Here is a 22,929-nt window from a genome sequence, read left to right on the forward strand (position 1 = left end):
CGCCATGGCGGCCCGGTTCAAGGTGTCGAATTCGTGGCAACGAGCGCCTTTGCATTCACATTTGCCGCAATACTCAACGGTCCATCCAGTTCGGCCTCCCTGGCGACGGGCAGGCGCCAGACGCGCATGCGTGCCGCCAGGACATAACCAAACAGCCCCTTGCTGATGACAAATTCCTTGCCCGCCTGGTTCGTCAACGTCATCGCACCGATCTGTGCATGGAAATTGCCGCTGTTCTTGACACGCAACATCCACTCGCCCCGCTCGCGAAACACTTGCCAGTCGAGTATTTCCTTGCCCGGCGCACCGGCCGGCAGCACGAACACGGGCACCGAGTAGCGCAGGCGGATATCGATGCCGCTGCGGCCCGCCCCGTCCTCGCGGCTGACTTCATCGATGAGCACGCGATACGTCTTTTCCTGCGCCACGGGGCCGGCCTGGGCACGCACGAGGCGGATGGTCTGCCGGCTGTTGGCGGCGATTTCCACGATCGGCGGACTGGCCACCAGTTCCTGCGTCGGCGCCAAGGTTTCCTCGCCATCGCGCTGCTCCCAGACGAACACCCGCACCTGACCGTAGATGGGCTGGTCGCCGAGGTTTTGCAAATTGATGCCCGCGGCATTCTGTGGCGCGCGCAAATTGAGCGTCACCGGCGAAATCTGCAGATTGGCGCCGTTCGCGCCTGCGGCACAGCAGGCCAGCAGCGCCAGCACGCTTTTCATCAGGGAGGCGGCACGGGCCTTCACGCAGCGCCTGGCTTAAAAGTACACGGTGGCCGTGATGGTCGACTTGTAGGTATCGGGCGCCGGTGTCGCCTGCGGCGGAATATTGCCGTACACCGTGATCGGCTGCGATGAGCCGTTGCCGGTGCCGCCGACGGTATCCGTGCCCTGGGTATCGCCCCACAAGGTGCTGCCGGCCGCCTGGTACAGATTGAACTGCACCGTCCCCAGGTTGCCGCCCGTGCCGCTCATGTAGCGCGTGGTGCCGCTCGATCCCGTGCCCGAGCCGGCCGTCAAGCCCACGTTATACAGCGTGGTATTGGTGCAGGTGACATTCACGGTCGTATTGACGTTAACGGCAGTAGCCAGTACACCCTGACTTTGGCCAAAGTCGAGATTGGCCGCCGCGATGGTGCAATTGGCGATGATTTTCAGGGTGACGTCAAAGGTGGTGGTGGCGCTGCCATTCAGATACACGGCCGCGTCGGCGCCACGCGGCAGGAGCGCCGTGGCGGCAACAGCCACGCTGGCGGCAACGATAAGGCGGGGAAAAATAACTCGCAACATGATACCTCCTGATGATGGAACATCATTAATGAGCCCACCAATGTGAAGGGCATCGAGGATAGTCACGGTATTGCCGGCGTTTTCTCGGGCACGCAAACCAGGACGACAAAATACTTGTGCCAAGAGTCAGGAACCCGGGGACTCCGGCATTTTTTGCGGCATTGGCAAAACAGATTTTTTGGCAATCGACATTGCTTAAAATCAATGCATGAGCGAATTATTGGCGATCTGGGAAATCCGCGCTTCTTCTGGCGGAGAAACATCTTTTAAAACACGAGAAAAGCAGAAAAAAAAGAAAAAGCAGGGCATAATAAGCAACAACTTGCTATTTGGTTAAGTCATCCATGCCATGCCATTGACCAGCGAAACCATCAAAAAGAATATCCTGCTCGTGGACGATTCCGCGTTCGAGCAGCGCATGCTGATGGAGCTGCTCAGCGAGCAGCCCTATCGCTTCAGCATTGCCTTCAATGGCTACCAGGGCTACCAGCTGGCATTGGCCACGCATCCCGACCTGATCCTGCTCGACGTGCGCATGCCCGAGATGGATGGCTACACGGCGTGCCGTTTGCTCAAAGCCAATCCCGAAACGGAACAGATACCCGTGATCTTTCTCAGCGGCGCCGATGCAGCCAAGGAACGCATCATGGGCTTGCAGGTGGGCGGCGTCGATTACATTTCCAAGCCCTTCCTGCCGGAAGAACTGGCCGCGCGCATCCATATCCATCTGGGATTGATGCGTAGAAGCAACAGCACGCCACCGACAGCGACTCCGATCGGCGACCGGCAGCAACATCCGGACCTCGTGTTCGTCAATGCCGTCAAACAACTGATTCTCGACAACCTGGGCAGCCTGCCCAACCTGTCCGAAATCGCCCGCAGCGTGGGCACCTACCGCGAAAAGCTGACCCTGATGTTCCGCGAGCAGACGGGCATGACGGTCTTCGCCTTCATCCGCGAAGCGCGCATCGCCCGCGGCGTGGAACTGCTGCAGCAGACCGAGATCGACGTGCAGGATATCGCCCTGCTGATCGGCTTTCACAACGCGGGCAACTTCGCCACGGCCTTCCGCGAACGCATGGGCGTCACGCCCAGCGCCTACCGCCAGCGCCTGCATGAACAGACGGGCCAGCGGCAGGTGTCAAACGGTCATTAGAACTTGTAGTTCAGCTTGAGCGAGGCGAAGCGGCCGCGCGGGTCGGCCTGCGTATAGTCGAAGCCCGAGGCCGAGTAATCCCACGGCGCGCGCTTGTTGGCCAGGTTTTGCACGATGAAGGTGACGTTCGCCGCTGGCGTGACTTGCCAGCTGGTGGTCACGTCAAACGTGCTGAAGGCAGCCACGGATTCATCGAGATGCGTGTTTTGCGCATAGCTGCCCACGTAGTTCCAGGTGAGCGTGGATGACCACTTGCCCTGCTCCCACGTGGCCGAGGTGACGCCGCGCCATTTCGGAATCGAACCGAAATAATTGGTGCCGGCGCCATCGGTGAGCGGCGCGCCGTCGGACAGCGGTTCGGCGAAGCGCAGCACGCGGCTCAACTGGCCGGCCAGGGTCAGCTTGCCCCAGTCCTTGTCGACGAAGCGCTGGCGCAGGTCGAGGTCGATACCGGACACTTCGCGCTGTCCCTGGTTGCGGTACTGGCGGTACAGGGTCGTGATGCGGCCGTCGGCATCGCGCGTGATCTTTTGCGGCGCCGACGCTTCATTGGCGAGGGTGGTGGTGGCGCTTTCCGTGCCGATCACGCCATCTTGCCTGATGCGGTAGTAATCGAGGCCGATGCTCGAACTGCTGGTCGGCGACACCACCACGCCCAGGTTCAGGTTATTCGAGCGTTCCGGACGCAGCGCTGTATTGGCGATGGTAATGGCCGTCACGCCGCGCGTCTGCGTGGGCGTGATCGGGTCGCGCGGATCGAGCACACTGACGTAGCTGACGGCCGTGCTTTGCGTGATTTCCGGCAGCGACGGCGCGCGGAAGCCGCGCGACACGGTGCCGCGCACCAGCAGCCACGGTGCCGCCTGGTAGCGTGCGCTGGCTTTCGGCGAAAACGCATTGCCGAAATCGCTGTAATGGTCGGCGCGGCCCGCCAGGTTGAGGGACAGGTCTTTCACGACGGGCACGTTGAATTCGGCAAACAGGGCCGACACGCTGCGCGAACCGTTGATGATGTTGATGGCCGGGCGCAGCTCCGTGCCCGACAGCACGGCCGTCGAGGTTTGCGAATCCATCTTTTCGCGGCGCCACTGCGCACCGGCGGCAAAACCCAGCGGACCGGCCGGCAATTGCCACAGGTCTTTCGCGGCCGAAAAATCGACGGTGTCGAGAGTCGACTCGGCCGGACGCAAGGTCGACAGGCGCAGGCGGTTGCGCACGGCTTCGCTGTTTTGCGACTGGTCGAAGAAGTTATAGCTGCCATCGGCCAGCACCTTCTGGAATTCGTAGCGGTTGACGAAGTTCTGCACGGTTTCTTCCAGCTTGCTGCTCGAGTGGCCCACGGCCGCATCCCAGTCCCAGCCCGCCAGCGTGCCTTTCACGCCCGCCAGCGCGCGGTAGAAGGTGACCTTGTCCTGCTTCAGGCGCGGTCCCAGGTCGAACAGGGTGGCCGTGAACGGCAGGGGCGTGGTGCCCGGATTGTTCGGGTGGCCGACCGGCAGCACGACGGGAATGGTGTCGAGCGCTTGAGTGGCGTTGTTCCACACGCGCGTGGCGTTGTTGACGGTGAGCGGCGCGCTGAAGGTCTGGTCGGCGCGCGAATAACTGTGCAGCAAGTCGACGTACGCTTCCGTGTCCGCGTTCAGTTTGAAGGTGGCGCGCGCGGCCGTGTGCACGCGCTTGATGCCGGGGATCAGGGTTTTATATGGCGACGGGTTGTACGCCAGTACTTGTCCCGTCTTGCCGGGCGTGATGTCGCCATAATTGACCAGTTGCAGCGGTCCGCGCACGCCGCCCAGGGTCAGCGTCGGATCGCTGCCCGCATAATTGGTGGCTACCCAGCCCAGCGCGCCACGCTGCTGCTTGCGGAAGTCCGCATCGCGCATCCATGCCACATCGCTTTGCTGCAGCTTGTCGCGCTGCTGCGCGTCGACCGAGAAGACCAGGCTGTAGCCGTCTTCCTCGAGCTTGCCGAAACCCGTCTGCAGCGCCGCGCTCTTTTCATGCTGGCCCGTGCCTTCGGTCGAGCCGCCCCACTGCGCCGTGATGTCGGTGCCCGTGAACTCCTTGTACAGGATGATATTGACCACGCCGGCCACGGCGTCGGAACCGTAGACGGACGAGGCGCCATCCTTGAGTACCTCGATGCGCTGCACGGCCGCCATCGGCAGGCTGTTCAGGTCGACAAAGGTTTCCTGCAGGTTTTGCGCCGTCGCATAGCTGGCGACGCGCTTGCCATTGACGAGGATCAGGGTATTTTTCTGGCCGATGCCGCGCAGCGACAGGCCCGAGGTGCCGGCCGAGAAACTGCCCGTATATTGTTCGTTGTAGCTGTTGCCGCTGTTGGCCGAGATGGCGCGCAGCACGTCCGACACGCTGGTCTTGCCGCTGGCTTTCAATTCCTTGGCCGTGATGACCTGCACGGCGCTGGCGCCCTCTTTTTCGCTGACGCGGATATTCGATCCGGTGACGTTGACGCGCAGCATGTCGTCCTCGGCGTGGGCGATGGTGGCGACGGCGGGAAAGGCGGCGGCGATGGCAAGACTGATGGCGAGTGGTTTGAACATGGTTTCCTCTTATTGGGATTGCGGCCTTTTTCAGATAAAAAAGGCCGAGCAGGGGCACGCGGACCGGGTGGTCAGCGGGCAAACGACAACGAAATGAATGGGTGGCTTACAACGCCTAACAAAACCGTAGCGAGCGGAAGTAAGTTGCGATCGAGAAGCGCAACTGTACGAAGTACGGGGCCGCCGAGGCAGTGAGCATCGCAGGCCGCAAATTACGACGCGCGGTAGGTTTTGATAGGCGTTCTTAGAGGATGCGTGGACGGGCACGCACCGGCATCCACTGCGCCATGCATTGCATGGTCAGCTGGTGCCGGGTGGCGTAAAAACAGGCAGAAAGGGTAAAACGCAACATATAAGACACCGGTAAGCGGGGAAAGGCCACTATATCCCGGTATTTTTATCGCGTGAACGAATTAAAAATTGATTGTATATATGATTTGAATCTAAGGACTTGCTATGTAGCAAGATCAGGCGTCGGCAATCACCGGGGACGGGCCGGCCGGCGCCAGCGCCGCGCGGCGTGCCTGCACGCTCCACCAGTACCAGGAAATGACGGCGTTGACCCAGTAAGCCGCATACAGCACGGCCGTCAGGTGCAGGCCGCGGCTGTAGTAGAGCGGCACGGCCACCGTGTTGACCAGCAGCCAAAAGGCCCACGTTTCGATGCGCCGGCTCATCAGGAGGAATTGCGCGATGATGCTAAATACCAATACCGTCGAATCGATGAACGGCGCGTAGGCATTCGTGAAGCGGTGCAGCAGCATGCCGTAGATCGCCACGGAGGCGATGCCGGCCGGGACTATCCAGGCCAGGCTGCGCCAGCCCGTGCGCGTGATCGGCAAGGGCTTGCCGCCGGCGCCGCGCCGCCATTGCACCCAGCCGATGACGCAGGTGACGATGAAAAACAGCTGCAGCATCACGTCGGCGTACAGGTTAACCTGGAAAAACAGCACGGCGAACAGCACGCAGCCGACGATGCCGATCCACCAGGAATGAATGTTGTTACGGCCAGCCAGGATGATGGAAGCAGTCATCAAGACATTGGCGGCGATCTCGAGCGGGGGAGTCAAGCGGATTTCCTTTGGGTGAAGACACGCCGCCACTATAGCCCATTTGATATCCGCAACCCGCCAGGTCGCCAGCTTCGCACAGCTCGCGCGCGGCAAGTCCCCCCGCTGGCGCCCAAGGTGGGCTGGTATGGGGCAGACTATGCGGCGGCCCGTCCGGCACTGGAAACGGACCGCCGCCTGAATACCGTCGGCAGCTTCCGGCAAGGCATCCGCATGCCCGACGCCGTAGCGGCGACTAGCCTCCGGATGCCGCCTCGAGGATTTCCAGCTTGGTTTCGCGGCCATTCTTTTGCACGCCCTGCGCCTTGTCATAGCTTTCGATCAGCGCGCGGTATGGCGGCACGATGTGGTCGGTCATGATGGCGGCGAATTCCATCGCGTCGGCGCGGTTCCAGGTGCTCATCACTTCAGCCAGCACGGCATACGTGTCGATCGGCACGGCGCCCGCCTGCGTGACGCGCGCCATGGTGATGTCGGTGGCCATCTTCGACCAGTTGCCCGAGGCGTCGATGATGGCAAACACCTTGTAGCCGGCCGCCAGCGCGCTGATGGTGGGAAAAGCCATGCACACGCTGGTGAGCGTGCCGGCGATCAGCAGGGTCTTGCGGCCCGTCTTTTCAATCGCTTCGACCCAGGCCGGATTGTCCCAGGCATTGATCTGGCCCGTGCGCGGGATGTAGACGGCTTCCGGGTTGAAATGGTGGATTTCCGGGATCAAGGGGCCGTTCGGGCCGTCGGGCACGGAAGCGGTGGTAAACGTCGGCATCTTGGCCAGGCGCGACAGCTTGGCCAGCGCCGTGACGTGGCCGCGCAGCACGTGCTGCTCGATGTCGCGCACCAGCTGGAACAAGCCGCTCTGGTGGTCGATCAGCAGCATGACGGCGTCGTCGGGATCGATCATCGGTGGCAAACCTTGGAAATTGGCGGGGGTGCTCATGGTGGTCTCCTGAAAAACCGTGCCGCGGGATGCGGCACGGGTACTACACAAATTCACTGCGCAAATTACTTCGCGATGCGGGCGAAACGGCCGCTGTTGAAATCCTCGAACGCCTGCGCGATTTCCGCTTCGGTGTTCATGACGAACGGGCCATGGCCGACGATGGGCTCGTCGATCGGCTCGCCGCTCAGCAGCAGAACCACGGCGTCGTTGTTCGCTTCGATGGTGATGCTGTCGCCGTCGCGCTCGAACAGCGCCATCTGCGCTTCGCGCACCACGCTCTCTCCATTGACCAGCACCGTGCCGTGCAGGACGATCAGCGCCGTGCTCCAGCCTTTGTTCACGGGCAGCTCCGTCAGCTTGCCCTGGGCCAGGCGCATGTCCCATGCCGACAGCGCCGGCCGACCTGGCCGACTGGCCCAGCCTGGCCCTGGGCACGCCGCAACAGCACTACCAGTGGGATTTATACGGCCCCGATGGCGCGCGCGCCCAGCTGCGCCACACACCGCGCTTCGTCACGGGCGACATGCTGACCCTGCGCGACGCGGCCGTGGCCGGCGTGGGCGTGGTGCAGCTGCCGACCATGATGATCACCGAACAGGTGGCCGATGGCAGCCTGCTGCCGCTGATGGCGCAGTGGCGGCCGCAGCGCGAAATCATCCACGCCGTTTTTCCTTCGCGGCGCGGCCTGCTGCCGGCCGTGCGCGCACTGATCGACTATCTGGCGCACAGCTTCGCCGCGCTGCCGGAAGAGTGAAGGTTTTCAGGTACGATGGTGTTCTTTCCACAGGCGTGAAAACAGCATGCGTTTATTGATACTGTCGGACCTGCACCACGAACTATGGCGCGATGAAGCGCCGCAGGGCGACCTCGCGCTCAGCTGCCCCGACGCCGTCATCCTGGCCGGCGACATCGACACGGGATCGCGCGCCGTCGCCTGGGCCGCCAGCGCATTCGCGGGCCTGCCCGTGCTGTACGTGCATGGCAACCACGAAGGCTACGGCCACCATCTGGACAAGGTGCGCCAGGAGCTGCGCGCGGCCTGCGCCGCCACGCCCAACGTGCATTTTCTCGATGCCGGCACCCACGTCATCGCCGATCAGGCTGGCAAGCAGGTGCGCTTCCTGGGCGCCACCCTGTGGACGGATTTCCGCCTGCTGGGCGACGACACGCGGCAAGCGGCCATGCGCGACGCGGAAGCCGTCATGAACGATTACAAGCGCATCCGCCTGGCCGGCATGGGCTTTCGCAAGCTGCGCGCGGCCGACACGGCCATGTTCCACGCACAGCAAAAAGCGTGGCTGGCGCGCGAACTGGCGCAGCCGTTCGACGGCCGCACGGTCGTCATCAGCCACATGGCGCCGTCGCTGCTGTCGGTCGACGATGCCTACGGCAGCGAGGGGTGTTCGCCTGCCTACGCTTCGCGCCTGGACGACCTGGCCGCGCAGGCGGACCTGTGGGTGCATGGCCACCTCCACGTCTCGCGCGATTACCGCATCGGCCGCTGCCGCGTCGTCAGCAACCCGTGCGGCTACAGGACGCGCAGCGGCACGCCGCAAAATCCCGCTTTTGATCCGAACTTCATCGTCGAGCTACCGGTACGCTAATCGTCCGGCTTCAAACGGCCCGCCAGCATTTGCCGCAGGCGGTGCTTGCCGGCCCGGCGCGCCGCGCGCGGCGACGCCTCCGACTGGTGCGCGCCGGCGCCGCCGCGCAGTTTCGCTGCCGCCACCAGCGGGTTGCGCGGCTTGGGCGTGGCTTTCACTTTGATTTTCATATGCTCTCCTTTCAACCCTTGATGCAGACGACCTGGCGCAAGGTATGCACCACCTCCACCAGGTCGCTCTGGTGCGCCATCACGGCGTCGATATTTTTATAGGCGGCCGGAATCTCGTCGACCACGCCGCCATCCTTGCGGCATTCGATGCCGGCGGTCTGCTCGGCCAGATCGAAGCGGTCGTAGCGGCGCTTCGCCTCGCTGCGGCTCATGCTGCGCCCCGCTCCGTGCGAGCAGGAACACAACGACTGGGGATTGCCCTTGCCGCGCACGATGAAGCTGCGCGCGCCCATGCTGCCGGGGATGATGCCCAGCTCCCCCTGCCGCGCCGAAATGGCGCCCTTGCGCGTCACGTACAAGTCGGCATTGCCATGCGTTTCGCGCGCGATGTAGTTGTGGTGGCAGTTGATGGCCTCTCCGTCGAGCTGGAACGGTGGCGCAAACTTCGCCAGCACATCGAGCACGCGGCGCATCATTTCGCTGCGGTTGAGCAGCGCGTAATCCTGCGCCCAGTCCACCGCTTCCACATAGTCGTCGAACACCGTGGAGCCTGCACTCAGATAGGCCAGGTCCGCGTCCGGCAGCTGCAGCTGGTGGCGCCGCATGTCCTTCTGCGCGGCGGCGATGAAGTATCGGCCGATGGCGTTGCCGATGCCGCGCGAGCCGGAATGCAGCATGATCCACACGCGCTGCTCCTCGTCGAGGCAGATCTCGATGAAATGGTTGCCGCCGCCGAGGGTGCCGGCCTGGCATATCCACGTGCGTTCGAACTGGCGCAGCATCTTGGCGATGCCGCGGTGGCGCTCGACGATGTGTTCCAGGCGCCCGGCGAGGGGGCGCGCGGCGCGTGCGTGGCGCGAGCCCTGTACGCGGCTCCAGTCGTGCTGCTCGAAGCCGACGGGCACGTCCGCTTCGATGGCGCTGCGCAGGCGCGCCAGGTTGTCGGGCAAGTCGCTGGCCGTCAGGGTGGTGCGCACGGCGTTCATGCCGCAGCCGATGTCCACGCCCACGGCGGCCGGAATGATGGCGCCGCGCGTGGGAATCACGCTGCCGACGGTGGCGCCGATGCCGGCATGCACATCGGGCATGGCCGCCACATATGGATGGACGATGGGCAGCCTGGCGATATTGTGCAGCTGGCGCAGCGCCTGCGCGTCGATATCGTCGGTAAAAATATGCACGGGCACATGGGCGCCGCGCAGTGTCTGATGAATGGGCATAACGGTGTTCCTGATGTCTGCGTTATGCCGGGGTCCTGGTAAACCAAAAAACCCCGGCGAGTTTCCTCACCGGGGTTTTCAAGGACGCCGGCTCGGGATCGGCAAGATGCCGATGGCCCCGAGCGTCATGCGCGGGGCTAGTGGAAGTACGACTTGCTGCCAGCCTGCTCGAACATGGGTATCCTTTCTTTTGTTGGGTTAATCTGCATTGCGGACGATGATTCTGCACCGGATGCTGCAGTGCGTCAACCGCTTTTCATGGCAAACGCGCCAACGTTGTTATTTTGTCGCAGCCGCTTTTTCCTTGGCGATGCGCGCATCGAGCTTCGCTTCATTTTTGGCCGCGTAGCTGCCGCACGCCTGCGTATCGATGAAGGGATTCGGCGTGACGCCTTCCAGCAATTGCGTCAGCTTGCGGTCGCCGCCCGAGTGGTCGGGGTGAGCCGAGATCAGGATGTCGCACGGCAGTTTGGCGAAGTCGTGCATGACCTGGCGGAAGGCCGGCGTCAGGTCCGCATGGCGCTCATCGCCCAGGTAGTGAAAATCGTCGGCCGCCACCGGCGTGAGGCTGGCGCCGAACACCACGTTCAGGCAGTCCGTACGCTCCGCATCCTCGCACGAGACCCAGGTCCAGCTGGTGCTGCCCGGCGTATGGCCGGGCGTGTAGCGCGCCGTGATGGTCACGTCGCCCAGTTGCAGGGTTTCGCCATCGGCGATTTCGCGCACATTCTCCACGGCCGGCATGGGGTCGATTTCACCCGCTTGCGGATCCATGGCGAGCACCGAGCCCGCGCGCAGCGCCTGCGCGCCGAGCGGACTGGCGACCACTTGCGCGCCGCTGTCGCGGGCCAGGGCGGCGACGCCGCCCGAATGGTCGAAATGCGCTTCCGTATTCAGGATGAACTTGATGTCTTCCAGGCGAAAGCCCAGCTCGAGGATATGCTCCTTGATGGCGGCCACCGATTGCGGCAGCGCGCCGTCGATCAGGATCAACCCTTCGCGCGTATCGATCAGCACCACGCTCAAGCCGCCCACGCCCACGTAATACGTGTCGCCGTGGATGCGCGCCGGCTGCTGCGGGCGGTTCCACTGCGCCGCATAGGGCGAGGCGATCGGCTGCGTCAAGGGATCGATGGCGGGCGTTTCCGCATGCGCGGCAAACGGCAGCGCCATGGCGGCCAGCGCGATGCTGAGCAAGGTCTTGGGAAGGAAGAAAGGCGGCATGCGGCTCCAGTAATGAGTGTGCGGTAATCGATGCCACAGGGTAACGTCGCTACCCTCGCGCGGTCAAGCAGACGTACGCGGCGACTTGCGCTACGATGGAGGCCCAGTCACTGCTCCCCTATCGCCATGCGTCTGCTGATCCTGTCCGACCTGCACCTGGAAGTCTGGGGTGACGACACCCCCGCCATCGACCTTGCCGCCTGCCGACCCGACGTGGTGATCCTGGCCGGCGACATCGACACGGGCAGCAATGCCATCGCCTGGGCCGCGCGCACCTTCGGCGCCCTGCCCGTGCTGTACGTGCACGGCAACCACGAAGGCTATGGCCACCAGCTCGAGCACATGCAGGACGCCGTGCGCGACGCCTGCGCCGACGCGAACGCGCAGGGCGCGAACATCCGCCTGCTCGACGGCGACGCCGTGACGCTCGGCGGCGTGCGCTTCCTCGGCATCACGCTGTGGACGGATTTTCTGCTGTTCGGCGAGGAGCGCCAGGAAGAAGCCATGGTTGCGGCACAAAGCTACATGCCCGACTACAAGCGCATCAGCACGGGCGGCGACACGCCGCGCCTGCTGTGCGCCAGCGACACGGCGCAGCTGCACGCGCAGCACCGCGCCTGGCTGGAACGGCGGCTGGCGCAATCCTTCGATGGCAAGACGGTCGTCATCACGCACATGGCGCCCTCAATGCTGTCGGTGGAAGAGCAATACGCGACGAACCTGGGCTCGCCCGCCTTCGCCTCGCAGCTGGACGATCTGGTGGCGCAGGCCGACCTGTGGGTGCATGGCCACATGCACGCTTCGCTCGACTACCGCGTCCAGGGTTGCCGCGTCGTGTGCAACCCCTGCGGTTACAAGCGACCCGACGGCACGCCGGAAAATGAACGCTACGATCCCGGCTTTATCGTCGACATCGCCAGCGCGGGCTAATTTTTCCGATAGCGCAGCTGCACCACGCCGCTGGGCAGCTGGCGCGTCCCGTCCAGGCGCCAGTCGCTGCGCGGCAAGCCGTCCTCGAACAGGCGCACGCCCTTGCCCAGCACCACGGGCAGCACGGACAAAGTCAGGCTGTCGATGACGCCTTCGCGCAAGCCGGCGCGGATGACGGCACCGCCATCGAGATACACGTGGCGGCAACCCTCCTCCGCCAGTCCCTCCAGCACTTCCCGCACGCTGCCTTCGCGGCGCCGCTCGCCATGGCGCGGCGCGAAGTCGCGGTGGCTGAGGACCACCACGCGCTTGCCCGCATACGGCCATGGTTCAAAACCCAGCACGGCGTCATACGTGGTGCGGCCGATCAGCAAGGTATCGACCTGCTCCATCAAGGCCGTATAGCCGGTGGCCTCGGGCGAGTCGGGCGCCAGTTCGGCCAGCCAGGACAGGTCGCCATTCTCTCCCGCGATGCAGCCATCGAGGCTGATGCCGAGAAAAACACTGACAAAAGGTTTTTGCATGGGTGCTCCTTGATTTAATTCTACAGTGTAGAATTATGCCCATGAAAACCCAAAAACTTCAAGACCTGGAATCTCCCGTGCGCCGCGCCGGGCGTCCGCGCCGCACCACGCCCACTCTGGACAACGCTGCCATCCTGCAGGCGGCCCTGGCCCTGCTGGAAGAAAAAGGCGACGCTTTTTCCATGCGCGCGCTGGCGCAAAGCCTGGGCGTCGATGCCATGGCCGTGTATCACTACTATGCGGGGAAAGAGGAATTATTGCTGGCCTTGATGGCGCAGCGTTTTGCCGCGCTCGATCCGCGCCAGCCACCGTTTACACCACGCCAGGGGCCGCAGCGGCGCCTGCTGGCGCTATGCGCGCTGTACCTGGAACTGGTCAGCGCCACGCCGTATTTCGTGCGCCTGATGGCGCGCGGGCTGGCGGAGCAAGCCGACGTGGCCGAGCGGTTTACGGCGCTGTTTGAGCAGGCCCTCGACGGTCTCGAGTTGGACAAGAACACCCGGCTGCGCGGGCGCGATACGCTCGTCGATTTCCTGCACGGCTATGCGCTGGCGGGCAGGCCGGCCAGCGAGACGCAATGGCACGCCTCGGTCGGCCTGGTCCTGGCGGGCATGGCCGCCAGGCACACTGCTGTGTGACGACCAGCGGCCGGACGCACTACCCTGGCATCAGCCCAGCAGCTTGAGCAGCGCCTGCGCGGCCGCTTCCGACGACGCGGGATTCTGGCCCGTGACCAGCAAGCCATCGGTGACGGCGTACGGCTGCCAGTCGGCCAGCTTCGAGTAGACGCCGCCGTTTTGCTTGAGCATATCCTCGACGAGGAAAGGCACGATGGCCGTCAAGCCGACGGCGTCTTCCTCTGTATTCGTAAAGCCCGTCACCTGCTTGCCGCGCACCAGCGGGGTGCCATCAGCTGCCTTCACGTGGCGCAGCACGCCGGGCGCGTGGCAGACGGCGGCGACAGGTTTGCCGGCGGCGATCATCTGCTCGATCAGCGCGATCGAGTGCGGGTCTTCGGCCAGGTCCCACAGCGGGCCATGGCCGCCCGGGTAAAACACGGCATCGAAGTCGGCTGCCCTTACGTCGGCCAGCTTGCCCGTGTTGGCCAGCACGGCTTGCGCATCGGCGTCCTGCTTGAAGCGGCGCGTGGCGTCCGTTTGCGAATCCGGCTCGTCGCTTTTCGGGTCCAGCGGCGGCTGGCCGCCGTTGGGCGAGACCACTGTCAGCTTGGCGCCCGCTTCCTGCAAGGCATAGTAGGGCGCGGCGAATTCTTCCAGCCAGAAGCCGGTTTTCTTGCCGGTGTTACCGAGTTGGTCGTGCGAGGTCAGTACCATCAGGATGTTCATGTTGTGTCCTTTTATGTCAGGGTTACAGTGCTGCTTCGAGGATACGGCGGCTGCGCGCGAGGTCGATATCGCGGTGTTCGCCGAGGGAGGTCATGCCATGTGCTTCCAGTTGCGTCAGTACCGCTTCCACCGCTTCCTGGCCCAGCCGATAGGCCGACAAACGCGTCGGGATGCCCAGGCTTTCAAAGAAGGCGCGCGTGCGGGCGATGGCGGCGGCTATGCGCTCGTCGTCGCTGCCGCTGGTGATGTTCCAGACACGTTCACCATACTGTAGCAATTTGCCGCGTTTCTGCTCGCGCTGTACGTCCAGCAGGGCCGGCAGCACCAGGGCCAGGGTGCGCGCATGGTCGATGTCGTACAGGGCCGTCAGTTCGTGGCCGATCATGTGGGTGGCCCAGTCCTGCGGCACGCCCGCGCCGATCAGGCCATTCAGGGCCAGGGTGGCCGTCCACATCAGGTTGGCGCGAGTCGCGTAATCGTCGGGCGAAGCGACCGCCTGCGGCGCGATCTCGACGAGCGTCTGCAGCAAGCCTTCGGCAAAGCGGTCCTGCACCTTCGCCTGCACCGGATAGGTCAGATACTGCTCCGTGGTATGGACAAAGGCGTCGACCAGTCCGTTGGCCACCTGCGTGGCCGGCAAGGTAAACGTTTTGCTCGGGTCGAGTATGGAAAACTGCGGGTACAGCAGCGGGTTGCGAAAACTCAACTTGGCATGCGTGGCTTTTTTCGTCACCACGCCGCCGCTGTTCATTTCCGATCCCGTGGCAGGCAAGGTCAGCACCGTGCCGAACGGCAAGGCGCGCTGCACATCGGCGCCGCCGCGCTCGGCGATTTCCCACGGCTCGCCGTCGTACAGGGCGGCGGCGGCGACGAACTTGGTGCCGTCGATCACCGAGCCGCCGCCGACGGCCAGCAGGAAGTCCAGCTTTTCATTGCGCACCTGGGCCACGGCGCGCATCAGGGTTTCATAGCTGGGATTGGGTTCGATGCCGCCAAACTCCTGCACCGTGCGCTGGCCCAGCGCAAGAGCAGCCCGCACTTCGGCCAGGGTGCCCGTCTTTTCCGCGCTGGCGCCGCCGTACAAAATCAGCACGCGCGCATCGTGCGGCACCAGGGTGGACAATTTGGCGACGGTGTCGGCGCCGAACACGATCTTCGTCGGGTTATGGAATTCAAAATTCTTCATGCTGCTCCTTTATTATTAGACTGGTCGTCTAGAATGCGTTTCAAAAAAACGCGGACGTCTGTCATCCGCGTGTCTGGCGCCCTTATTGATCCGGCGGCAGCTGCAACATGGCCAGGGTCGCCCGCCAGGCCGTTTGCAAGGCGCTGGCGTCGCGCCGCAGCTTGGTCAGCATGGCCGCGCCCAGCCACAGCTGGTACAAAGTGGCTGCCATCTGGGCCGGGTCGGCCACCGATGGCAGCGTATCGTCCACCCTGCCCCGCGCGATGGCCAGGCCCAGCCTGGCGATGATGCGGTGGGTGCCGTCGAGCAGCGCCACGCGCATCGGCTCCGACATGTCGGCCACTTCGCTGCTCAGCTTGACCACCAGGCAGCGGCAATCACAGCCGCTGCCATCGAGGCTTTCGCTGGTCCAGCTGGCCCAATACGCCATCAGCGCCTGCGCCGCGCTCTGGCCGGGCTGGCCCAGCACGCGCTCCATTTCGTCCAGGTAGCCGGTGACGTAATCTTCCAGCATCGCTTCTCCAAACAATTCCTTGGATTTGAAGTAATGGTAGAACGAGCCCTTGGGCACGTCGGCGGCCGACAAAATCTCGTTCAGCCCCACCCCGGCAAAACCCTTGCGCGTGATGATGGCCTTGCCCTGGTCGATAATGTGCTGGCGCACGTCGGTGTATTCAGCTTTCATGCGAGCATGATAGCACAATTAGACCAGTCGTCTAGCATGAGTAAACCCGAAAGCAAATTCCGGGGTCGGACCCTGAGGGTCCGACCCCGGCAGTGCCGCATTTGGGTTTGCTTCCTGGAGCTCAGGCAAACTTCTTGAAATCCGGCTTCCTCTTTTCAAAGAAGGCCGTAAACGCTTCCTTCGCCTCCGCGCCGCCCAGCATGGCGCTGAACAGTTTGTTTTCCTCGGCGATGGCCGCCTTCATCGGCTCCATGCGGCTTTGCTTCATCAATCGCTTGGTGGCGCGGATGGAGGCCGCTGGCAAGGCCACCAGCTTGGCGGCCTGGCCTTGGGCGAAGGTCATCAATTCGTACAGGGGCACGACCTTCGAGACCAGGCCCATTTCCAGCGCTTCGCTGGCCGGGAACGACTCGCCCAGCATCAATTTTTCCGCCGCGCGCGGATAGCCGGCCAGTTGCGTGAGCAGCAGGCTGGAGCCGAATTCCGGGCACAGGCCCAGCTGCGTGAACGGCATCGAGAAGCTGGCATTGTCGGCCGCGTAAACGAGGTCGCAATGCATCAGCAAGGTGGTGCCGATACCGATGGCCGGGCCGGAGACGGCCGCCACCACGGGCTTGCTGCTGCCGTACAGGGCGCGCATGAACTGGAACACGGGGCGGTCATGGTCGAGCGAGCCATCTTTCGGGCGCGCCGTCTTCATGAAGTCATCGAGGTCGTTGCCGGCCGTGAAAATCTCGCGCTTGCCACAGATCAGGATGGAGCGCACTTCATCATCGGTCTCGGCCGCCACCAGCGCATCGGCCAGGGTCTGGTACATGGCGCCCGTGATCGCATTCTTGCGTTCCAGGCGGTTGAATTCCAGGGTCAGAATGCCCTCGCTCTTGCTGCACAAAATATCCATGTCGTCTCCAAAAAGATAAAGGGCGCCGAGGTATCCCCAGCGCCCAAGTTTGACCAACCTAATCTGACCTCTTACGTCACGACGCCCGGCAGATCAGACGCGCTCGAAAATGCCAGCTGCGCCCATGCCGGCACCCACGCACATCGTGACCATGCCGTACTTCTGCTTGGTGCGCTGCAGTGCGTGGATCACGGTGGCGGCGCGGATGGCGCCGGTGGCGCCCAGCGGGTGGCCCAGGGCGATCGCGCCGCCCATCGGGTTGACCTTCGATGGGTCCAGGCCCAGGTCGCCGATGACGGCCAGGGCTTGGGCGGCAAACGCTTCGTTCAGCTCGATCCAGTCCAGCTGGTCTTGCGTGATGCCGGCGGCGGCGCATGCTGCGGGAATGGCGAATTTCGGACCGATGCCCATGATTTCCGGCGGCACGCCGCGCACGGCGAACGAGGAGAATTTCGCCAGCGGGGTCAGGTTGTGCTCGCGCAGGATTTTTTCGCTGACGATCAGCAGCGCGCCGGCGCCATCGGACATCTGCGAGCTGTTGGCGGCCGTGACGGAACCCTTGGCGGCGAACACAGGCTTCAGTTTTGCCAGCGACTCCATCGACGAATCGGCGCGCGCGCCTTCGTCCGTGTCGACGGTGCGGCGCGTTACGTCGACCTGGCCGGTGGCCAGGTTCGGCGTGCGCGTGATGATTTCCACTGGCGTCGTTTCAGCCTTGAAGAAACCGGCTTGCTGCGCGGCGATGGCGCGGCGGTGCGATTCAACGGAGAACGCGTCCTGCTGTTCACGCGACACTTTCCATTGCTGCGCCACTTTTTCGGCCGTCAGGCCCATGCCGTAAGCCATGCCGATGTTTTCGTCGCTGAACATGTCCAGGTTCATCGATGGGTGGTGGCCCATCATCGGCACCATCGACATCGATTCGATGCCGCCGGCGATCATGACGTCGGCTTCGCCCACGCGGATGCGGTCGGCCGCCATGGCAATGGCCGTGATGCCCGAAGCGCAGTAACGGTTGACGGTGACGCCGCCAACGGTTTTCGGCAAGCCGGCCAGCAGCACCGAGTTACGCGCGATGTTGAAGCCCTGCTCCGCTTCCGGGAACGAGCAGCCGATGATGGCGTCGGTGATCAAAGCCGGGTCGAGGCCAGGCGCTTGCGCCAGGGCCGATTGCAGCACGCGCACCAGCAGGTCGTCCGGGCGGGTGTTCTTGAACATGCCGCGCGGCGCCTTGCCGATCGGGGTGCGGGTTGCAGAGACGATGTACGCGTCTTGAAGTTGTTTGCTCATTTTATGCTTTCAAAGATGTTGAACGAGGTTCGTGTTCTGTCGAATGTCCGGGACTGCTCAGGTAATCTCTTATCGCTTCTGCGACAAATACCAGTCCACCGTCACCTGTGCCGCCAGCGTGCCTTCGGCGTCGAAAATATCGACTGCCACGGGGAACGCCACCTTGCCATCCTGCGCCAGCTGCGCCTTCAAGGCAGCCAGGTCGCCCGGTACCCGGCCTTCGGCGCGCGTCGCGCCCCGGGCCACCTTCTGGTACTGGATGCGCGACTCCTTGGCCACCGGGCGCAAACCCGGTATCAGCTCGGCGAAGCCGCCAGCCATGGCCGCGCCGGAAGCCGTTTCGGCCAGGGTAAACAAGGCGCCCGCATGCTGCGTGCCCAGGTGATTATTCAGTTTTGGATCTTCCGGCATCGACACCTTCGAGGTGCCGGCGCCGATGTCGTCGATGCTGATCCCCAGCAGCCGCACGAAGGGCAAGGTGTCCATCATCTGTTGTTTGATACGGTCATACACCATGCTTGGCCTCACGCGCAGCAATACTTTAAATACCAACGACAGGATCGTCATCGACGTCAGGCTTAGTTGCGTACCGGCTTACCGGTTTGCATCATGCCCATGATCCGTTCCTGGGTTTTCGGATGGTTCAACAGCTCCAGGAATGCCTTACGTTCCATATCCAGCAGCCACTGTTCGCTGACGAAGCTGCCCTGGTCCACGTCGCCGCCCGATACGATCTCGGCGATCATCTCGCCCAGCTTGAAATCGTGCGCCGAAATGAAGCCGCCGTCGCGCATGTTGACCAGCTGCGCCTTGATGGTGCCCCAGCCGTAACGGCCCGTGACCTGGATCAGCGATGGGAGCGCTGGACGGAAGCCGGCGTCGAACATGGCGCGCGCTTCGACCTTGGCCACGTGCAGCAGCTCGTAGGCGTTGAACACGATCACGTCGTCTTCCTTCAGGTAACCCATCTTCTTCGCTTCCAGCGCCGACTTCGACACGTTGGCGGTGGCCGCATTGGTGAAGCCCGTCTTCAGGAATTGCAGGATGTCGTTACCCTTGGCTTCCTTGTAGGCGCGCTGCGCCGCTTCCTTCAAGCCGCCGCCGGCAGGAATCAGGCCCACGCCCACTTCCACCAGGCCGATGTACGACTCGATCGAGGCCACGCGCTTCGATGCGTGCAGGGCCAGTTCGCAACCGCCGCCCAGTGCCAGGCCAGCGACCGCGGCGATCACCGGCACGTTCGCATATTTCAGCGACATGAAGGTGTTCTGCAGTTCGGCGATGATCGGATCGACGGCTTTCACGCCGCCTTGCATGAATGCCGGCAGGGCCGATTGCAGGTCGGCGCCGGCCGAGAACGCGCCGCCTTCGGCTGCGTCGGCGTGCCAGATCACCAGACCCTTGAAGTTCTTCTCGGCTTCGGCCAGCGCGAGCTTGAGTCCATTAATCACGCCTTCGCCGATCACGTGCATCTTGGTCTTGAACGAGATGATCAGGACGTCGTCGCCCGTGTGCCAGACGCGCACGGATTCGTCTTCGAAGACGGTGGTACCGGCGGTCTTGCCGTCGATGGCGCCGCTGCCCAGGACGGGTGCGCGGAATGGCTGGCGGTCATACACGGACAGGGTCGAACGCGGCACGAAGCTGTTCGACACGGCGGAGTACGAACCTTCCGGCGTATGCACGCCGCCTTTTTCAGCAACCGGACCTTCGAAGACCCAGGCTGGCAACGGTGCGCTGCACAGCGCGTGGCCGGCGTCGATGTCTTCCTTGACCCAGTTGGCCACTTGCAGCCAGTTCGATGCCTGCCACGTTTCAAACGGACCCACGTTCCAGCCGAAGCCCCAGCGCATGGCGAAGTCGATGTCGCGCGCATTGTCGGCCACGGTGTCGAGGTGGATGGCGATGTAGTGGAAAGCGTCGCGGAAGATCGCCCACAGGAACTGGCCTTGCGGGTTCGTCGATTCGCGCAGCGCCTTCATCTTCTTGACCGGATCCTTTTCTTTCAGGATGCGGGCGATGATGTCGGCAGCCTTGGCGCCGCCGGCCACGTATTCACCGGTGGCGAAATCGAGGCGTTGAATCTCCTTGCCGACCTTCTTGTAGAAGCCTGCGCCGCTCTTCTGGCCCAGCGCGCCTTTTTCCACCAGCTTGGCCAGTACTTCCGGCGTCTTGTAGACGGCGGCGAACGGATCGTTCGGCAGGTAGTCCTGCATGGTCTTGATCACATGGCCCATGGTGTCCAGGCCGACCACGTCCGCCGTACGGAAAGTGCCCGATTTGGCGCGGCCCAGCTTGGCACCCGTCAAATCATCGACGACGTCCACGGACAGGCCGAATTTTTCCGCTTCGTGCACGATGGCCAGGATGCCGAACACGCCAACGCGGTTGGCGATGAAGTTCGGCGTATCCTTGGCGCGAACCACGCCCTTGCCCAGGGTGGTGGTCAAAAAGCCTTCCAGCTGGTCGCTGATTTCAGGCTTGGTGAACTCGGTCGGGATGATCTCGACCAGGTGCATATAGCGCGGCGGGTTGAAGAAGTGCACGCCGCAGTAGCGCGATTTCAGGTCGGCGTCGAAGCCTTCGGCCAGCTTGGTGATCGACAGGCCCGAGGTGTTCGAGGCGAAGATCGCGTTCGGGCCGATGTGCGGGGCCACCTTCTGGTACAGGTCGTGTTTCCAGTCCATGCGCTCGGCGATGGCTTCGATGATCAGGTCGCAACCGGCCAGCAGGTCCAGGTTGTCTTCGTAGTTGGCCACCTGGATCAGCGCGGCGTCATCCTTGTTGCCCAGCGGGGCAGGCGACAGCTTTTTCAGGTTCTCGATGGCGCGCAGCACGATGCCATTCTTTGGACCCTCCTTGGCCGGCAGGTCGAACAGCACGACCGGCACTTTCGCGTTGATGCAATGGGCGGCGATCTGCGCGCCCATCACGCCGGCGCCGAGGACGGCTACTTTTTTAACGATGAAATTGGTCATATTTTCCTCAAGTCTTAGAACAGGTCTGCGTCGAGTGCCATCAGGTTGGCCGAACCGGAACGCGCCTGACGGATCAGGGTTGCCGTCTCAGGCTGCAAGCGGGCGAAGTAGAAACGTGCGGTAGCCAGTTTGGCGGTATAGAACTTGTCGCCGCTGGATTCTTTTTCGAGGGCGATCTTGGCCATCTGCGCGAACAGGTAGCTGTAGATCATGTGGCCGACGACGCGCAGGTAAGGCACGCATGCCGCGCCCACTTCGTCAGGGTTCTGGAAGGCCTTCATGCCGATTTCCATGGTCAGCTTGGTGACTTTGTCGCCCAGGTCGCCCAGTGGCGTGACGAATTCGCTCATCGCTTCATCGGTGCCGTTGTCTTCGACGAAAGCCTTGATCTTTTCGCCGAACTTGCGCAGCTTGGCGCCGTTGTCGCCGAGGATCTTGCGGCCCAACAGGTCCAGCGACTGGATCGTGTTCGTGCCTTCGTAGATCATGTTGATGCGCGCGTCGCGCACATACTGTTCCATGCCCCATTCCGAGATGTAGCCGTGGCCGCCGAACACTTGCATCGCGTCCGAGGTGGCGATCCAGGCGTTGTCGGTAATGAAGGCCTTGATGACAGGGGTCAGCAGCGCCACTTCGTCGGCCGCTTCCTTGCGCACGTCGGCGTCCGGGTGGTGCAGTTCGCGGTCGATCTGCAGCGCCACGTACGAGGTGAAAGCGCGCGCGCCTTCCGCGTAGGCTTTACCCGTCAGCAGCATGCGGCGCACGTCAGGATGCACGATGATGCGGTCGGCCGGCAGTTCCGGGTTCTTGATGCCGGACAGCGAACGCATTTGCGTGCGGTCCTTGGCGTAGATCAGCGCGTTCTGGTAGGCGATTTCCGTCAGGCCCAGCGACTGCATGCCCACGCCCAGACGGGCCGCGTTCATGAAGACGAACATGGCGTTCAGACCCTTGTTCGGCTGGCCGATGATCCAGCCTTTCGCGCCGTCCAGGTTCATCTGGCAGGTCGAATTGCCGTGGATGCCCATTTTTTCTTCGATGGCGCCGCAGGTGATCGGGTTGCGTTCGCCGACCGTGCCGTCCGCGTTCGGCAGGAATTTCGGCACCAGGAACAGCGAGATGCCTTTCGAGCCTTCCGGCGCATCCGGCACGCGGGCCAGCACCAGGTGCAGGATGTTTTCCGCCATGTCGTGCTCGCCGGCCGAGATGAAGATCTTGTTGCCGGTGATGGTCCAGGAACCGTCCGCCTCAGGCAGCGCTTTCGAGCGCAGCAGGCCCAGGTCGGTGCCGCAATGCGGTTCGGTCAGGCACATGGTGCCCGTCCATTCGCCCGACACCAGTTTCGGCAGGTAGACTTCCTTCTGGTGGTCGGTGCCGTGTTCCTTCAGGCACTCGTAGGCGCCGTGCGACAGGCCCGGGTACATGGACCAGGCCTGGTTCGACGAGTTCAGCATTTCATAGAACGAATTGTTCAGCACGACAGGCAAGCCCTGGCCGCCGTATTCCGGATCGCAAGCCAGTGCCGCCCAGCCGCCTTCGACGTACTGCTTGTAGGCTTCTTTAAAACCTTTAGGCGTGGTCACGCTTTTCGTGACGGGGTCGTGGTGGCAGCCCTCGCGGTCGCCGGAATGGTTCAACGGGAACAGTACTTCGGAGGTGAATTTGCCGCCCTCTTCCAGCACCTGGTTGATGATGTCGGCGTCGACGTCGGCGTACGACGGCATTTGCTTCAGTTCTTCTTCCACTTGCAGGAATTCATGCAGGACGAATTGCATATCCCGGATTGGCGCGACGTATTGACCCATAATTTTCTCCTGAAGGCGATTAGCTAAAGTGTTGTACTTGTAAGTGC

The 22,929-nt window shown here is 63.2% G+C and carries 24 protein-coding genes; 6 read left to right on the plus strand and 18 right to left on the minus strand.

The window, feature by feature from the left end; translation table 11 throughout:
- Positions 1-17: 17 nt before the first annotated feature.
- Together IGS55_RS17790 and IGS55_RS17795 are read right to left on the minus strand one after the other, a co-directional pair.
- Entirely contained in the window at positions 18-746 is a 729-nt protein-coding gene (locus IGS55_RS17790; RefSeq protein WP_230516705.1) for a fimbrial biogenesis chaperone, read from the minus strand.
- Between the two features lie 12 nt (positions 747-758).
- Complete coding sequence (locus IGS55_RS17795) at positions 759-1,289, minus strand: Csu type fimbrial protein (RefSeq protein ID WP_230516706.1); 531 nt, start codon at positions 1,287-1,289, stop codon at positions 759-761.
- Positions 1,290-1,497: 208 nt separating this feature from the next.
- Here IGS55_RS17795 and IGS55_RS27910 point away from each other — a divergent pair, with 208 nt between their 5' ends.
- Together IGS55_RS27910 and IGS55_RS17800 are read left to right on the plus strand one after the other, a co-directional pair.
- A complete protein-coding gene (locus IGS55_RS27910; protein WP_268991887.1) occupies positions 1,498-1,626 on the plus strand; it encodes a hypothetical protein in 129 nt (42 codons plus the stop codon).
- 12 nt (positions 1,627-1,638) lie between these two features.
- Positions 1,639-2,445, plus strand: coding sequence for a response regulator transcription factor (locus tag IGS55_RS17800; RefSeq protein ID WP_230516707.1), 807 nt, complete (start codon positions 1,639-1,641; stop codon positions 2,443-2,445).
- Here IGS55_RS17800 and IGS55_RS17805 read toward each other — a convergent pair.
- From IGS55_RS17805 to IGS55_RS17820, 4 genes are all read right to left on the minus strand, one after another.
- Positions 2,442-5,009: a TonB-dependent receptor gene (locus tag IGS55_RS17805; RefSeq protein ID WP_230516708.1), complete on the minus strand. Its 2,568-nt coding sequence runs from the start codon at positions 5,007-5,009 to the stop codon at positions 2,442-2,444. The genes IGS55_RS17800 and IGS55_RS17805 overlap by 4 nt on opposite strands.
- A gap of 467 nt (positions 5,010-5,476) precedes the next feature.
- The gene (gene pnuC / locus IGS55_RS17810; RefSeq protein WP_230516709.1) at positions 5,477-6,079 is read right to left on the minus strand and encodes a nicotinamide riboside transporter PnuC; all 603 of its coding nucleotides are present in this window, start codon (positions 6,077-6,079) and stop codon (positions 5,477-5,479) included.
- Positions 6,080-6,314: 235 nt separating this feature from the next.
- A complete protein-coding gene (locus IGS55_RS17815) occupies positions 6,315-7,016 on the minus strand; it encodes an isochorismatase family protein (protein WP_230516710.1) in 702 nt (233 codons plus the stop codon).
- Between the two features lie 65 nt (positions 7,017-7,081).
- Positions 7,082-7,396: a pirin-like C-terminal cupin domain-containing protein gene (locus tag IGS55_RS17820; RefSeq protein ID WP_442908175.1), complete on the minus strand. Its 315-nt coding sequence runs from the start codon at positions 7,394-7,396 to the stop codon at positions 7,082-7,084.
- A gap of 5 nt (positions 7,397-7,401) precedes the next feature.
- Between IGS55_RS17820 and IGS55_RS17825 the strand changes: the two genes are divergently transcribed.
- Positions 7,402-7,773 carry a LysR substrate-binding domain-containing protein gene (locus IGS55_RS17825; protein ID WP_442908176.1) on the plus strand — a complete coding sequence of 124 codons (372 nt, stop codon included), beginning with the start codon at positions 7,402-7,404 and terminating at the stop codon, positions 7,771-7,773.
- Between the two features lie 46 nt (positions 7,774-7,819).
- Positions 7,820-8,623 (plus strand): metallophosphoesterase family protein, encoded by an 804-nt coding sequence (locus tag IGS55_RS17830; RefSeq protein ID WP_230516711.1) that lies wholly within the window; start codon positions 7,820-7,822, stop codon positions 8,621-8,623.
- Here the strand turns inward: IGS55_RS17830 and IGS55_RS17835 are convergent.
- From IGS55_RS17835 to bla, 3 genes are all read right to left on the minus strand, one after another.
- Entirely contained in the window at positions 8,620-8,793 is a 174-nt protein-coding gene (locus IGS55_RS17835) for a hypothetical protein (protein WP_230516712.1), read from the minus strand. The genes IGS55_RS17830 and IGS55_RS17835 overlap by 4 nt on opposite strands.
- 11 nt (positions 8,794-8,804) lie before the next feature.
- Positions 8,805-10,013 carry an RtcB family protein gene (locus tag IGS55_RS17840; RefSeq protein WP_230516713.1) on the minus strand — a complete coding sequence of 403 codons (1,209 nt, stop codon included), beginning with the start codon at positions 10,011-10,013 and terminating at the stop codon, positions 8,805-8,807.
- Positions 10,014-10,292: 279 nt separating this feature from the next.
- The gene (gene bla / locus IGS55_RS17845) at positions 10,293-11,237 is read right to left on the minus strand and encodes a subclass B3 metallo-beta-lactamase (RefSeq protein WP_230516714.1); all 945 of its coding nucleotides are present in this window, start codon (positions 11,235-11,237) and stop codon (positions 10,293-10,295) included.
- A 126-nt stretch (positions 11,238-11,363) separates the two neighbouring features.
- Here bla and IGS55_RS17850 point away from each other — a divergent pair, with 126 nt between their 5' ends.
- The gene (locus tag IGS55_RS17850; protein WP_230516715.1) at positions 11,364-12,167 is read left to right on the plus strand and encodes a metallophosphoesterase family protein; all 804 of its coding nucleotides are present in this window, start codon (positions 11,364-11,366) and stop codon (positions 12,165-12,167) included.
- Here IGS55_RS17850 and IGS55_RS17855 read toward each other — a convergent pair.
- Entirely contained in the window at positions 12,164-12,691 is a 528-nt protein-coding gene (locus IGS55_RS17855; RefSeq protein ID WP_230516716.1) for a dihydrofolate reductase family protein, read from the minus strand. The two genes, IGS55_RS17850 and IGS55_RS17855, sit on opposite strands and share 4 nt — an antisense overlap.
- A gap of 41 nt (positions 12,692-12,732) precedes the next feature.
- Here IGS55_RS17855 and IGS55_RS17860 point away from each other — a divergent pair, with 41 nt between their 5' ends.
- The gene (locus IGS55_RS17860; RefSeq protein ID WP_230516717.1) at positions 12,733-13,329 is read left to right on the plus strand and encodes a TetR/AcrR family transcriptional regulator; all 597 of its coding nucleotides are present in this window, start codon (positions 12,733-12,735) and stop codon (positions 13,327-13,329) included.
- A 30-nt stretch (positions 13,330-13,359) separates the two neighbouring features.
- Here the strand turns inward: IGS55_RS17860 and IGS55_RS17865 are convergent, their stop codons facing one another.
- The 8 genes from IGS55_RS17865 to IGS55_RS17900 all read right to left on the minus strand — a co-directional run bounded on the left by IGS55_RS17865 (position 13,360) and on the right by IGS55_RS17900 (position 22,882).
- Positions 13,360-14,037 carry a type 1 glutamine amidotransferase domain-containing protein gene (locus tag IGS55_RS17865; protein WP_230516718.1) on the minus strand — a complete coding sequence of 226 codons (678 nt, stop codon included), beginning with the start codon at positions 14,035-14,037 and terminating at the stop codon, positions 13,360-13,362.
- Positions 14,038-14,059: 22 nt separating this feature from the next.
- Complete coding sequence (locus tag IGS55_RS17870; RefSeq protein ID WP_230516719.1) at positions 14,060-15,223, minus strand: iron-containing alcohol dehydrogenase; 1,164 nt, start codon at positions 15,221-15,223, stop codon at positions 14,060-14,062.
- A gap of 82 nt (positions 15,224-15,305) precedes the next feature.
- The gene (locus IGS55_RS17875) at positions 15,306-15,908 is read right to left on the minus strand and encodes a TetR/AcrR family transcriptional regulator (RefSeq protein ID WP_230516720.1); all 603 of its coding nucleotides are present in this window, start codon (positions 15,906-15,908) and stop codon (positions 15,306-15,308) included.
- 121 nt (positions 15,909-16,029) lie between these two features.
- Positions 16,030-16,809 carry an enoyl-CoA hydratase gene (locus IGS55_RS17880; RefSeq protein ID WP_230516721.1) on the minus strand — a complete coding sequence of 260 codons (780 nt, stop codon included), beginning with the start codon at positions 16,807-16,809 and terminating at the stop codon, positions 16,030-16,032.
- 93 nt (positions 16,810-16,902) lie between these two features.
- Complete coding sequence (locus IGS55_RS17885; protein WP_034753391.1) at positions 16,903-18,099, minus strand: acetyl-CoA C-acyltransferase; 1,197 nt, start codon at positions 18,097-18,099, stop codon at positions 16,903-16,905.
- A gap of 69 nt (positions 18,100-18,168) precedes the next feature.
- Positions 18,169-18,615, minus strand: a complete 447-nt coding sequence (locus IGS55_RS17890; protein ID WP_230516722.1) for a PaaI family thioesterase — start codon at positions 18,613-18,615, stop codon at positions 18,169-18,171.
- Between the two features lie 62 nt (positions 18,616-18,677).
- Complete coding sequence (locus IGS55_RS17895) at positions 18,678-21,077, minus strand: 3-hydroxyacyl-CoA dehydrogenase/enoyl-CoA hydratase family protein (protein ID WP_230516723.1); 2,400 nt, start codon at positions 21,075-21,077, stop codon at positions 18,678-18,680.
- Positions 21,078-21,091: 14 nt separating this feature from the next.
- Positions 21,092-22,882: an acyl-CoA dehydrogenase C-terminal domain-containing protein gene (locus IGS55_RS17900; protein ID WP_034753387.1), complete on the minus strand. Its 1,791-nt coding sequence runs from the start codon at positions 22,880-22,882 to the stop codon at positions 21,092-21,094.
- Positions 22,883-22,929 lie beyond the last annotated feature (47 nt).

Origin of the sequence: Janthinobacterium sp. EB271-G4-3-2 (assembly GCF_020858035.1) — a bacterium.
GTDB classification, from domain to species: Bacteria; Pseudomonadota; Gammaproteobacteria; order Burkholderiales; family Burkholderiaceae_D; genus Janthinobacterium; species Janthinobacterium aestuarii.